General features: G+C 58.4%; 8 protein-coding genes and 3 tRNA genes. 4 read left to right on the forward strand and 7 right to left on the reverse strand.

What is annotated here, in order from left to right; genetic code table 11:
- Window positions 1-50: 50 nt before the first annotated feature.
- The 7 genes from gyrB to IC231_RS18660 form a co-directional block, all read right to left on the reverse strand.
- Window positions 51-2,033 (reverse strand): DNA topoisomerase (ATP-hydrolyzing) subunit B, encoded by a 1,983-nt coding sequence (gyrB, locus tag IC231_RS18630; RefSeq protein ID WP_190785968.1) that lies wholly within the window; start codon window positions 2,031-2,033, stop codon window positions 51-53.
- Window positions 2,034-2,214: 181 nt separating this feature from the next.
- The gene (locus tag IC231_RS18635; protein ID WP_190785969.1) at window positions 2,215-3,561 is read right to left on the reverse strand and encodes a T9SS type A sorting domain-containing protein; all 1,347 of its coding nucleotides are present in this window, start codon (window positions 3,559-3,561) and stop codon (window positions 2,215-2,217) included.
- An 81-nt stretch (window positions 3,562-3,642) separates the two neighbouring features.
- Window positions 3,643-4,878: a T9SS type A sorting domain-containing protein gene (locus IC231_RS18640; protein ID WP_190785970.1), complete on the reverse strand. Its 1,236-nt coding sequence runs from the start codon at window positions 4,876-4,878 to the stop codon at window positions 3,643-3,645.
- Between the two features lie 238 nt (window positions 4,879-5,116).
- Window positions 5,117-6,547 carry a T9SS type A sorting domain-containing protein gene (locus IC231_RS18645; RefSeq protein ID WP_190785971.1) on the reverse strand — a complete coding sequence of 477 codons (1,431 nt, stop codon included), beginning with the start codon at window positions 6,545-6,547 and terminating at the stop codon, window positions 5,117-5,119.
- A 460-nt stretch (window positions 6,548-7,007) separates the two neighbouring features.
- Window positions 7,008-7,081: transfer RNA gene (locus tag IC231_RS18650), tRNA-Arg, on the reverse strand.
- Between the two features lie 51 nt (window positions 7,082-7,132).
- Window positions 7,133-7,206: transfer RNA gene (locus IC231_RS18655), tRNA-Pro, on the reverse strand.
- A gap of 87 nt (window positions 7,207-7,293) precedes the next feature.
- Window positions 7,294-7,381, reverse strand: a tRNA-Ser gene (locus IC231_RS18660).
- Window positions 7,382-7,664: 283 nt separating this feature from the next.
- Between IC231_RS18660 and IC231_RS18665 the strand changes: the two genes are divergently transcribed.
- The 4 genes from IC231_RS18665 to IC231_RS18680 all read left to right on the forward strand — a co-directional run bounded on the left by IC231_RS18665 (window position 7,665) and on the right by IC231_RS18680 (window position 12,456).
- Entirely contained in the window at window positions 7,665-8,555 is an 891-nt protein-coding gene (locus IC231_RS18665; RefSeq protein WP_190785972.1) for a VWA domain-containing protein, read from the forward strand.
- Window positions 8,556-8,575: 20 nt separating this feature from the next.
- Complete coding sequence (locus IC231_RS18670; RefSeq protein WP_190785973.1) at window positions 8,576-9,544, forward strand: tetratricopeptide repeat protein; 969 nt, start codon at window positions 8,576-8,578, stop codon at window positions 9,542-9,544.
- 118 nt (window positions 9,545-9,662) lie between these two features.
- Complete coding sequence (locus tag IC231_RS18675; protein ID WP_190785974.1) at window positions 9,663-10,844, forward strand: acetyl-CoA C-acyltransferase; 1,182 nt, start codon at window positions 9,663-9,665, stop codon at window positions 10,842-10,844.
- Between the two features lie 160 nt (window positions 10,845-11,004).
- Window positions 11,005-12,456 (forward strand): toxin-antitoxin system YwqK family antitoxin, encoded by a 1,452-nt coding sequence (locus IC231_RS18680; protein WP_190785975.1) that lies wholly within the window; start codon window positions 11,005-11,007, stop codon window positions 12,454-12,456.
- The last annotated feature ends 167 nt before the right edge of the window (window positions 12,457-12,623 follow it).

Genomic DNA, 12,623 nt, shown 5'->3' on the forward strand with positions numbered 1-12,623 from the left:
CAGCAATAAAAAAGCCCGCTTACTCAGCGGGCTTTTTTATTTTCAGGCCGTTACACGTCCAGCTTGGCGTACTTGGCGTTTTTCTCGATGAAGTCGCGGCGAGGGGCTACTTCGTCGCCCATCAGCATGGAGAAGAGGTGGTCGGCTTCCACACCGGAGTCTACATCCACGCGCTTCAGGGAGCGGGTGACGGGCTGCATGGTGGTGGTCCAGAGCTGCTCGGCGTTCATTTCGCCCAGGCCTTTGTAGCGCTGCACGTTCACCGTTTCGGGCTTGCCGCGGCCCAGCTCCTCCTGAGCGGTTATGCGGTCCTGCTCGGTCCAGCAGTAACGCTCCTCTTTGCCACGCTTCACCAGATACAGTGGCGGTAGCGCAATGTAGATGTAGCCTTTCTCAATCAGCTCCGGCATGTAGCGGAAGAAGAACGTCAGGATCAGGGTCCGGATGTGCGAGCCATCGATATCAGCATCGGTCATGATGATGATTTTGTGGTAGCGCAGCTTGTCCAGGTTCAGCGAGCGGCTGCTGCTGCCGTCATCTTCGTCTGTTTTCTTTTCGAAGCTTACCCCAAGGGCCGTAATCATGTTCCGGATTTCCTCGTTTTCGTAGATGCGGTGCTCCTGCGCCTTCTCCACGTTCAGGATTTTGCCGCGCAACGGCAGAATGGCCTGAAATGCGCGGTTGCGGCCCTGCTTGGCGGTGCCGCCAGCCGAGTCTCCTTCCACCAAATACAGCTCGCAGATGGCGGGGTCCGACTCAGAGCAGTCGGCAAGTTTGCCGGGCAGCGAGTTGGAACCCAGCACCGACTTGCGCTGTACCATTTCGCGGGCCTTTTTGGCGGCCACGCGGGCTTTGGCGGCCAGAATCACCTTCTCGACGATGACACGGGCTTCCTTAGGGTTTTCCTCCAGGTACTGGTTGAGAATCTCGCCCACTACCTGGTTCACGGCGCCACTCACTTCGGAGTTGCCCAGCTTGCCTTTGGTCTGACCTTCAAACTTCGGCTCGGCTACTTTCACCGAAATAACGGCGGTGAGGCCTTCGCGGAAGTCGTCGCCCTGAATCTCAATCTTGGCCTTGGCCACCTCTCCCGATTTCTCGGCGTAGCCTTTCAGCACCCGCGTGATGGCCGAGCGGAAGCCCGCCACGTGCGTGCCCCCCTCGTGGGTGTTGATGTTGTTGACGTAGGAGAAAATGTGCTCCTGATACGAGTCGTTGTATTGAAACGCCACTTCCACCGGAATGCCGCGCTCCGTCGCCACGTACACGGGCTTGGTCATGAGCACGGTGCGGCTGCTATCGAGGTACTGCACGTATTCGGCCACGCCGCCTTCCGAGTAGAACTCGGTGCGTTGGGGTTCTCCCTCGGTGCCAGCCGCCCCATCGCGCAGGTCGGTGAGGATGATACGGATGCCACGGTTGAGGTAGGCCAACTCCCGCAGACGGGTCGCAATCCGCTCGTAGGAATACTCCAGCGTTTCATCGAAGATGGTCGGGTCGGGCTGAAACCATACGCGGGTGCCACGCTCCGTGGTGTCGCCAATCTGACGCACATCGTACTGCGGCACGCCAATGGTGTATTCCTGCTCGTAGACGTGGCCGTCGCGCTTAACGGTAACGTGCGTGTGGGTACTCAGGGCATTCACGCAGGACACGCCCACGCCGTGCAGACCGCCGGAGGTCTTGTAGCTGTTCTTATCGAATTTGCCGCCGGCGTGCAATACGGTCAGGGCAATTTCAAGGGCAGATTTGCCGAATTTCTGGTTGATGCCGACCGGGATACCACGGCCGTTGTCCTGCACTGAAATGGCGTTGCCGGGGTGAATGTTCACCTCGATATGGTCGCACTGGCCGGCCAGAGCTTCGTCAATGGAGTTATCGACTACTTCCCACACCAAGTGGTGCAGGCCTTTGGCGCCAGTATCGCCGATGTACATGGAAGGACGCTTGCGTACCGCTTCGAGCCCTTCGAGTACCTGTATGCTATCCGCGGAGTAGTCCGAGGCACCGATTATCTCTTGTGTTTCGCTCATGTTTCGGGCGTAAGTTCAGCTATGATGCTATCCTACAAAAGTACCGAAAATATCCCGTTTTTGCTAGCGCCAGCCCCGAATACGCCCCAGCGAATACAGGCAGGTTTTCACCCGAAAAAGCCCTGCCTCGGGTTACGAAACAGGGCTTTCGGGCGGAGTGCTTCCGCTGGCTTGCGGCCGCTTAGCGCACCACCAGCCGGGGGCGGATAATGCCTTGCGGCGCGGGTAGCTCCAGCACGTATACTCCGGGGGCCTGGCGGCTCAGATCCAAGCTAGCAGGGGCAATAGCGGCGGCACTCCACGGCTGCGACACAACCACGCGGCCCAACGCATCCAGCACGCTTATGCGGCTGGCTGACTTCAGGCCCGGAGCCTCCACCGTGAACCGGCCATCGGCGGAGGGGTTGGGATACACCTGCAGCCCAAGCGCCGCGGCCAGCGCCGCGCTGGTGCTGAGAGCCGGCCCATTGTAACGGTTTACCCCATTGTTGCTGATGTCGCCGACGGCATCCACCACCAGGCTACCCGACCAGCCCACCGTGGGACCGACAAAGCTGATCAGCGCGTGGTTACGGGTGCTTTCAATGGCCGTCCAGGTCTGGCCGTCGTTGGTGGAGTAAGACGAGCCGGAGCCGCCAAACTCCCCATCAAGTCCCGCCGATATGTAAGTATTGGTGCCCGGCACTGCCACCATCGACACGGCGTGTAGTGGCCCGCTGGGAGTGATGCGGGTCCAGGTCTGGCCGCCGTCGCTGGTGCTGGCAAGCGTTCCGTTCTCGCCCATTACCAGGCCGTTGCTGGCGTCGCGGAAGGCAAGATTGGCAATGTAGCTGGTTAGTCCCGTGGAAGAAACGCTCCACGTCAGTCCCCGGTCAGACGAACGAAACACGCGCCCCTCATCCGTAGCAAACCAAGCCCGGGTACCCAGCACCTGCAGCACCGGAAAAGGAGACACGATTTCTTCGCCAACAATGCGGGCGGGAATGTTGCTGGCAACGGTCTGCTGCCAGCTGGTGCCGCCATTGCTGGTGGTCAGCACCTCAAACGCGCTGGTAGAGTTGATGCCTTCCCCTACCGCAATGCCGTGCGTGGCATCCGAAAACTTCACCTGCCGGGGCAGACTGCCCGTACTCACGAACACACCCGAAGCGGCCGTCCAGGTCTGGCCACCGTCGGCGGTTTTCAGGAGCTTGCCGCCGGCCGGCGCGAAGTTGGAGCCCACCGATACCCAGGCCGTGTTAGCATCCAGCCCGTGCACCGACGTCACGTAATCATTGGCCGTCAGACCGCCCACCGTCAGCGCATTCCAGGTCTGGCCGCTGTTGCTGGTGCGGATCAGCCGCTGGGTGTATTCTCCGTTGTTCGTATCGAACGTGGTACCCCAGGCGGCTGACGCATTCACGGCGGAGAGCTGAAATACAATTTCGGTAGGAGCCGGTAGAACAACCGGCTGGTTCACCCACTGCGCCTGCGAGGAGCCGGCAAAAAGAGTAAGCGCTCCGGCCAGTACGAGTAGTTTCGTGTTCATATATAATTCAGGAATGGCAAAAGTGCTCCGCATGCGTCTGCTCTCGCGAAGGAGCTCACCACATAGCGGACCGCGCTGGGGTTAGCGCACCACCAGCTTCTGGTGGCTGGTCCCAGCCTCCGATAGGATTTCCAGCGAGTAGACCCCTGCCTTGTACTGGCTCAGGTCGAGGGTGAATGGGGTAGTGGTGCTGCCCTGCCAGGTGCGGCGGGTTACTTCGCGGCCTAGGGCATCGGATACGCGCAGCTGCACGCCGGTGCGGGCTACCTTCGAGCCCACCATGAAGCGGCCATCGGCACTCGGGTTGGGATACACGCTGAAGCCCAGCTGCTCGGCTGCCACTGGCTTCGTGCCGAGGGTTGTTGCAGTGAGACGGTTCATGCCCAGGCCGCCAAACGTGTTGTCGTCGATGGCTCCCGACCAGATGGCCGTGGGGCTCACGGCATCAACCCGCGTGTGGCTGATAGCCGTTTCCAGCGTTACCCAGGTCTGGCCGTTGTCGCGCGAGTAAGAGGAGCCGGTTGCATTGCCGGTACCAGCCAGGTCGAAACCGGTAGCAATGTACTGCTGGGTGCCGGGCACGTTATCGAGGCCGAAGCCCGGGAAGAGGCCGGTATACGTCACCGAAGTCCAGGTAGCGCCGCCATCCGTGGTGCGTTTCAGAACTCTTGCGCCCGTGTCCAGGTCGAGGCTGTTGGCCAGGCCGTTTTGCGCGTCGCGGAATGCTAGGGCAAAAACACCGTCCGGCAGGGCCGCATCAGCTACGGTCCACGTAGCGCCTTTGTCGGTGCTGTGGTAAACGCGGCCATCCAGCGTACCAAACCAGATGTTATTGCCGGCTGCAGCCGGCTGGGCTTCCGCACCATATTCGCCGCTCAACGAAGCAGGCGTAGTAACCGGAGACCAGGTAGTACCGCCGTCCGTGGTCCGGTACATTTCAAACGAGCCTCCATCCGTCAGCGGGTCACCCTGCGCTACTCCTTCATTGGCATTGAAGAAGTGGATCATGTTGGGGTAGCTGTCAGGCGACGAAAAAGCCGTGCCCTGCTGCGTCCAGGTAGTGCCACCGTTCGTGGTTTTCATGATGCGGCTGCCGCTGGCGCCAAGTACCGTCACCCAGGCAGTATTGGCATCTACGGCCGTCAGCGACGTCACAATACCCGTTGTGGCCGTTATGCCCGTCACGGTGCCGGCCGTCCACGTTACACCGCCGTTGGTGCTGCGAGCATAATTGGTGCCACTGCCATTATCAAGGTCGTAGCCAATAGTCCAAACGGTATTGGCATCAACTCCCTTGATGAAATAGGGTGTTGACAAGGTATTAGGGAAAGCAATAGGCTGAGTTGCCCACTGAGCTTTGGCGGTTGTACCCAGCGCGAGAAGACCTGCTAGTAATAGTACGTGTTTGTGCATATTCAGAAAAGTGGAAAAGGTTAAGGTTCGTGTGTTGTAGAGGCCAGTAGCTGGTAGATGGTTGGTTGACCGAGGGAATATTTCATAAAAAGGCCCTCATCCTGCCAGAATGAGGGCCTTTTTATGAAATGTTAGGAGCAGATTATTCTACTACCAGTTTCTGCTGTGCTACACCGGCTTCGGTGCGCAGTTCCAGCGTGTAGATACCGGCTTTCTCATTGCTCAGGTCCACAGTCGTCGACTTGGCAGCAATAGCCGTAGCGTTCAGGGTCTGCGAAGTTACCTGGCGTCCTACTACGTCGAAAACGCGTACCGAAGCACCCGATTTCAGACCCGAGGCCAGCTGCACCGTGAAGATGCCGTTGGTGCTGGGGTTAGGATACACAGCCAGTGCCTTCTGCAGCTCTACGTTGCGGTTCGACAGGATATTGGCGCCCGTGTACTTGCCGATACCGCCGCCACCGGCAGCAGCCGTGAATCCACCAGCCCAGCCTACCGTGCCCGAAGCAAAGCTAACTGACAGGTATTGCGCCTGGTTGTCGATAGTCGTCCAGGTAGCACCATTGTCGCGGCTGATCGAAGTTCCGATATCGGCAGCCGTTGGCGAAGCAACGCGAGCATCCAGACCAACAGCTACGTAGGTGTTGCCACCGGGAATAGCCGTTACGTCAGAATCACGGAAAGGAGTAGAATAGGCCTGAGTAGCCCAAGTAGTACCACCGTTCGTCGTTGTGCTGATGTTTTCAGCATTCCACAGCAGGCCGTTGTTGGCACTAGCAAACACAACACCGGAAACCCGGTTCGGAATGTTGCTGTTGCTGTTGGTCCAAGTGAGGCCTCGGTCCGTGGATTTAAACACACGAGCTGGCGAAGTAATCGTGGCCGGGTCGTAGAGGGTGCTGAACCAAATAGTGTTGCCTACTACCGAGTACTGGTTGGTTACACCGTATTCGCTGCCGTTGCTGATCAGGCCGGAAGCGCGGGGTACGCGGGTCCAGGTAGTACCACCGTTGGTAGTAGTATACATCTCGAAGAACTTCACCGAGCTGGCAGCAGTACGGTTCGGGTCACCCATGCAGACACCATTGTTGGCATCCCAGAAGTATACCCAGTTAGCGAAACCGTCCGGAGCCGAGAACTGGTAAGCACCAGTAGTGCTTGGGTCCGTCTGCACAGTCCAGTTAGTACCGCCGTTCGTGGTTTTCACAATAATGCCGCCGCCGCTGGTAGCGTTGTACATAGCCGACCAAGCCGTGGTAGCGTTCAAAGCAAACAGGTTGCCGGCAGCATAGCCCGTAAAGCCGCTAGGGGCAATTACGCCACCCTGCCAAGTGGTTCCACCATTGGTGGTGCGCAGGTATGTGTTGGCCACGATGCTGGTTCCAGCAGCATCAGGCAAACCCGACAGGCCCCAAGCCGTGTTGGCATCAATAGCCTGAATACCAACGATACGGTAGTTGGCACCCAGGTTGGAGTTCTGAGGGGTAAAAGAGGTAATGGCTGGAGTGCCTTGGCCAAAGCCTTGCAGACCTAGTCCAAGCAGGAAAGAAAGGCCGAGTAGCGTTTTTTTCATGGTGAATTGAATGTTGTTTAGGGTGATATGGAGGGGAAACCAAAGTTTTCGCTGCCCAATGTAATGACTTTCCCGCATTACGGGCAACTGACAGGCAGCAGAAGTTCGATAAAAGCAGTTGCAACAGGCTCATTCTGTGTGTCACGTTGCGCAACTACATCAGTCACTACGCCCATTCTGCTTGTTGGGTTGTAGCCAAGTCAGGCAGCCTAAAGAATGGCCCATTGCTAGCTCCTTCTGCCCTCCAACCTGTTCATGGCAGTAGCTGCTCTTCTGGATGCTTCAGAGTGGTGTGAGCCTTGCCGCTTTATCCATCTGATAACTTAATGTGCGGGTTGGAAGGCCAATTATTTTTCGGCGCTTTACTCAGTACGCAGTGCTTCTTATTGTAAGAGTCGCCCACAAAATTCGCCCACAAAAAAGCCACTCAGCACTTAAGCTAAGTGGCTCGTTTTCAGCGTGGCCCCGATGTGATTCGAACACATGACCGGCTGCTTAGAAGGCAGCTGCTCTATCCAGCTGAGCTACGGGGTCAAAAACAAATAGCCGCCCGCCCCAAAGGTGGGCTGACGGCTATTTGATAAGTCGGGGTGGCAGGATTCGAACCTGCGGCCTCCTGCTCCCAAAGCAGGCGCGATACCGGGCTACGCTACACCCCGAAAATAGAATGAGGAACTGAGCGTACGGAACAAAGAATTTAAGCAATTCTTCTTTGCACCTTCTCAATTCCTCATTTCCAAGAAATGCGGAGAGGGGGGGATTCGAACCCCCGGTAACCTTTAGAGCTACGGCAGTTTAGCAAACTACTGGTTTAAGCCACTCACCCACCTCTCCATTTGGTGGTCTCTTCCGGCTGAAGAGTGCGCAAATATACGAGGAGAACGGATAAACAACCCTTTTTCAAAAAAAATATCTTCACCTTGGTCCCTGTAAAGGCTGCCAAAACAGGAAGCCAAGCACCTATCTTTGTCCGAAATCAGGGCGGGCCCCAAGCCGCTTCTTGTATGACTTTCATTTCGTTGCCTTTCATTTTACTGTGCTGAACTGGGCGTATTCCATCACGTGGAAAGAGGGTCTGGCAGTCGGTATTTTTTTTGCGCTGTACCTCGGATTTATTTTGCGCACACGCCGGCTGGCGGCTCCGCTGGGCCAGCAGGGCTGGCGCCTGAGCCTGAAGCTGGTGTTGCGGATGCTCTATTTCGGGTTACTGGGCATGGCACTGCTGGGGCCGGCCTATGGCCTTACCCGCCGCCCTGTGCGCACAACGGGCAAGGACGTGTGGCTGCTGGTTGACCTCTCGCGCTCCATGGACGCGCCGGATATTGCCCCCACCCGCCTGCAAAAAGCCAAGGCAGAACTAGCAACACTGGTCAGCCGCTTTCAGGCTGACCGAATAGGCCTCATCGTATTTGCCGGCGAAGCTTACGTGCAGTGCCCTCTCACCTACGACCAGAGTGCCCTGCAACTATTTCTGAGCACGCTGCAAACAAACCTGGTTCCGGCTGGCACTACCGACCTGACGCCGCCGCTGGAACTGGTGATGAGCCGACTGGAAAAGCTTCCCCCAACAGCCACGCCACGCGCCACGGCTTTGGTTTTGGTGAGCGACGGCGAAGATTTTGGGGAGAACCTGGAGCCCACACTACGTGTGCTGGCCCGTTCCGGCGTGCGGCTCTTTGCGCTCGGGGTCGGTACGCTGGATGGCGCGCGCCTGCCTCGTGCCAAAGGAGGCTATGTGCGCGATGCGCGGGGGCGTGATGCTGTGACTCGCCTGGCTCCTACCCCACTCCAACGCCTAGCCGAACAAACCGGCGGCCGCTATTTCGAGTTGTCAGACCGGCGAGACGAGTTTCCGTTGCTAGTGAATGCTCTGAACCGGTTGGAAGGCCAAACGGAACAAGTCCGAACCGTATCGGTAGCCGACAACCGCTACCGATACTCACTGGCGCTGGCGCTACTTCTCATGGCGCTGGATATACTTCTGACCGTGCGTGTTATTAAGCTATGAGGTTTCTGGCAGTCTTATTAGTGGCGATTCTCAGCGGTTGGGGCAGCCTCACCCGCATCCACGACCGTAACCAGGCGGTACTGGAAGCAGAGCAGGCTTATAGGAAAAAGGACTTCGTGGCAGCGGCCCGCTTATATAAAGCAGCAGTACAGCAGTACGGTGTCCAGGACGAGGCAGTGTTACTTAACCTAGGACACGCCAGCATCCAGGCAAATATGCCCGCTGAAGCCCGGGCCGCTTACGGGCGCCTGCTCACCAGCCGCACGGCCGCACTGCGCAGCGTAGCCCAGCAGCAGCTGGCGGTGCTGGCAACCCGCAAAGGTGATTATGCGCAGGCACTGAGCCTGCTGCGGCAGGCATTACAAGCCAATCCGGCTAATTCGGTTGCCCGCTACAACTACGAGGTTCTCAGTGACTATCTGAATCGTCGGCAGCAAAACCCCGATATACCGCCACCGGCCACCGACTCGTCTCCACCCAGCACGGACGGTCAGCCCGACAACGACCAAAGCCAGTCTCGCCAGCCCCAGCCTCGTGCCGGCCAGGATCAGAAGGGCCAACTGAACGACCCCAGCCAGCGCCAAGACCCGCGCAATGCGCCGCAACCTCGCCCCGACCAACAGGGCCAACAAGACCCCAACCGCCCTTCTGATCAGGCTGGAAGCACCGCCAATGGCAATTTTCAGCCGGGACAAGGTGCCCAGCGAAACGTAGCCCAAGGCACAGAGCCCGGCACTACGCGCGGCTTGAGCAGCCAATCTAACGGCTCTGAAGCTGCCAATAGCGCCAGCCGGCAGGATGGCACGGAGGCCGCAGCACTCGACGATGCGCAACTACAGACGCAACGCGCCCGCCTGCAGCAAATGAACCTAAGCAGCGGCCAGGCCCGGCAGGTGCTGGAAGCGCTGGGCGCTGCCGAGCAGCAGTACATTCAGCAGCTACCACGCTCCAGTTCCAGCAAACCTGATTCCGGCAAGCCAGCTTGGTAGACATTGTAGGCCAGCTATTCGCACTGCCTGAAACCCGAATATTTCGAGCCAGCCTACCTCATTCTCCATAGTTGCTACCTTTACGACACATTCCAACCAATTCCCCACCCCGCGTTTTATGCAAATCAAAGAAGTAGTAATTGTCGCTGCGGTACGCACGCCTATCGGTTCATTTGGCGGCAGCCTGGCCTCTCTGTCGGCTACGGAGCTGGGAGCCATTGCTCTGAAAGGTGCGCTGGAGAAAGCCGGCGTTGACGGAAAAGAGGTGCAGCAGGTGATTATGGGCAACGTTATTTCGGCCAACTTGGGCCAGGCTCCGGCCCGCCAGGCCGCTAAGAAAGCCGGCTTGCCTGATACCGTGGAGTGCACGACCGTTAATAAAGTATGCGCGTCGGGCTCCAAGGCCATCATGTTCGGTGCCCAGGCCATTATGCTGGGACAGGCCGATGTGATTCTGGCCGGCGGCATGGAAAGCATGTCGAACGTGCCATATTACCTCGACAAAGCCCGCTTCGGCGCTAAATACGGCCACGGCCAGATGATTGACGGCCTGATGAAGGACGGCCTCTGGGACCCGTATCACGACTACGCCATGGGCAACGCCGCCGACGCCACGGCTGCTCATTACGGCATCACCCGCCAGGACCAGGACGCCTTTGCCCAGCAGAGCTACGAGCGGAGCGCCGCTGCTGCCAAAGCCGGCAAGAAGAAAGACGAAATCATTCCGGTTACTATCACCGTGCGCGGCAAAGAAACCGTTGTCAGCGACGACGAGGAGTACACCAAAGTAGACTTCAGCAAGTTTGCGGGACTGAAGCCGGCCTTCACCAAGGAGGGCTCCGTAACGGCCGCCAACGCCTCCACCCTGAACGATGGCGCGGCCGCCGTACTGCTGATGAGCCGCGAAAAAGCCGACGAGTTGGGCATCAAGCCATTGGCCCGTATCCGTGGCTTCGCCGATGCCGAGCAGGCGCCTGAGTGGTTCACCACGACACCTTCGTTGGCTATTCCGAAGGCGTTGAAAAACGCTGGTGTAGAAGCCTCAGAGGTTGATTTCTACGAAATCAATGAGGCTTTCTCAGTGGTTTCGCTGGCCAACAACAAGCTGCTGAACCTGGAAGGCACCAAGGTGAACGTGTACGGTGGGGCCGTGAGCCTGGGCCACCCGCTGGGAGCCTCCGGCGCGCGCATCGTGACGACGCTGCTGAACGTGCTGGAAAATGAAGGCGGCAAAATCGGTGTAACCGGCATCTGCAACGGTGGCGGCGGGGCCAGCAGCATTGTGCTGGAAAAGCTCTAATCTGTAGCTTCCAATGAAGTTTTGAAAGTCCTGCTGCAGTTTTGCGGCAGGACTTTTGTTTTTCGCGCCGGGCTGCTTCTGCAGGCGGCTTCAGGTGGTCACCTAATTGACCTTCCGACCTGCGTGAAATTACTTTGGCATTTCCCTCGTTCTTGCGCCTATGAAACGAATTGCTTTTGCCCTGCTGCTTCTGACTGCCACCTCGGCTCAGGCCCAGAAACTGCGGCGCTTTACTACTTACTACGACTCCACCAACACCCGCAAGCGTGAAGTTTACTCGGCCGTGGTGGCCGGCGACACGGTGATGGAAGGCCCGTACAAACGGTTCTACCGCTCCGGCCGGTTGGAGGCCCAAACCCGTTTTGCGGGCGGCAAGCGCGACTCAGCGTACGTGGAGTTTCACCCGAACGGGCAGCGCCGGCTGGAAGTGACCTACCAGCAGGGTGTGCGCCAGGGCCCCTTCAAAACCTACTACGACTCCGGTAAGCTGGCCCAGGAAGGCACCTACGAAAACGACCAGCCCAGCGGCAACCTGCGCTACTACCACCCCAACGGTGAGGTGAAGCTGGAAACCACCCTCGCGGCCGGTCAGCCGGCCGGCGCCGTGAAAGAGCTGTACCCGTCGGGCAAAACCAAAGTCGAAATCACCTACCAGAACGGGCAGGCCAACGGCCCGGTGAAGACGTACTACGAAAACGGCCAGCTCCAGAGCGAAGCTACCTACAGCCGTGGTTTGCTAGCCGGCCCCTACAAAACCTACTATGACAATGGCCAGGTAGAAACCGAAGTACTGGCCGACAAGTCGGGCAAGGGCAGCTACCGCAGCTACTACCGCTCCGGCAAGCTCCAGACCGAAGGCAACTACGTGGCTTCGACCTTCACAGGACGCGCCGTGAAAAATCCGCTCGGCGACGACCTCACCAAGCAGGCCCGCAGCATGGCGGGCGGCACTTCCAACCTCGAAGGCCCCGCCAAATCGTACTACGAAAGCGGCGCGCTCAAAAGCAAGATGACCTACCGCCAGGGCGTGCTCACGGGCACCCAGGATGATTTCTACGAATCAGGCAAGCCGCAGCAGAAAACCGAGTACGCCAACCAGGCCCGCGACCGGAAAGTGACGAGCTACTTCGAAGATGGTGCGGTGCGCGAGGAGCAACAGTTCAAGAACGGCCAGCCTACGGGGGTATGGCGCACGTTTCATGCCGGCGGCAAGCAGGTAGCCAGTCAGAAAACCTACCTGAACGGCCGCCAGGCCGGCGAAATGCTCACTTACTCCCCCACCGGCACCGTGCTCAGCAAGCTGCTCTATGAGAATGGCAAGCCCACCGGCCTCGGGCAGGAGTTTTTTCCTTCGGGCAAGCTAAAAGCAGAAACCACCTATGTGAAGGGCCTCAAAACCGGCAATTACCGCCTGCTCCGCGAAGACGGCACTCCGGAAGTCACCGGCTTCTACCGCAACGGCAAGGAGTCGGGAGTGTGGAGCTACTTCGGGCCCGATGGCAAAACGGTGCAGGACAAAAAGACCTTCCGCAACGGCCAGGTAGTACCGGAAGGTGCGGCTGCTCCCGCCAGCAAACCAGCGCCAGCCCGCAAGCTACCCGTGAAGAAGTAGACTATTTCATCAATCAGCCGTGCCCTTCATTTCTGTCGTCCTGAGCAAAGCGAAGGACCTTATCACGCAAGAACATCAGGCGTGATAAGCTCCTTCGCTTTGCTCAGGACGACAGATTACTTTCGGGATATGAGTACACACAAAATCACTGCGGCTAAAACCAGATG

This window comes from Hymenobacter duratus (genome assembly GCF_014698995.1).
Classification (GTDB): domain Bacteria; phylum Bacteroidota; class Bacteroidia; order Cytophagales; family Hymenobacteraceae; genus Hymenobacter; species Hymenobacter duratus.

Coding starts and splice junctions, on each gene's coding strand:
- IC231_RS18645 (WP_190785971.1), bottom strand. CDS start 6,547: ATGAAAAAAACGCTACTCGGCCTTTCTTTCCTGCTTGGACTAGGTCTG.
- gyrB (WP_190785968.1), bottom strand. CDS start 2,033: ATGAGCGAAACACAAGAGATAATCGGTGCCTCGGACTACTCCGCGGAT.
- IC231_RS18635 (WP_190785969.1), bottom strand. CDS start 3,561: ATGAACACGAAACTACTCGTACTGGCCGGAGCGCTTACTCTTTTTGCC.
- IC231_RS18680 (WP_190785975.1), top strand. CDS start 11,005: ATGAAACGAATTGCTTTTGCCCTGCTGCTTCTGACTGCCACCTCGGCT.
- IC231_RS18675 (WP_190785974.1), top strand. CDS start 9,663: ATGCAAATCAAAGAAGTAGTAATTGTCGCTGCGGTACGCACGCCTATC.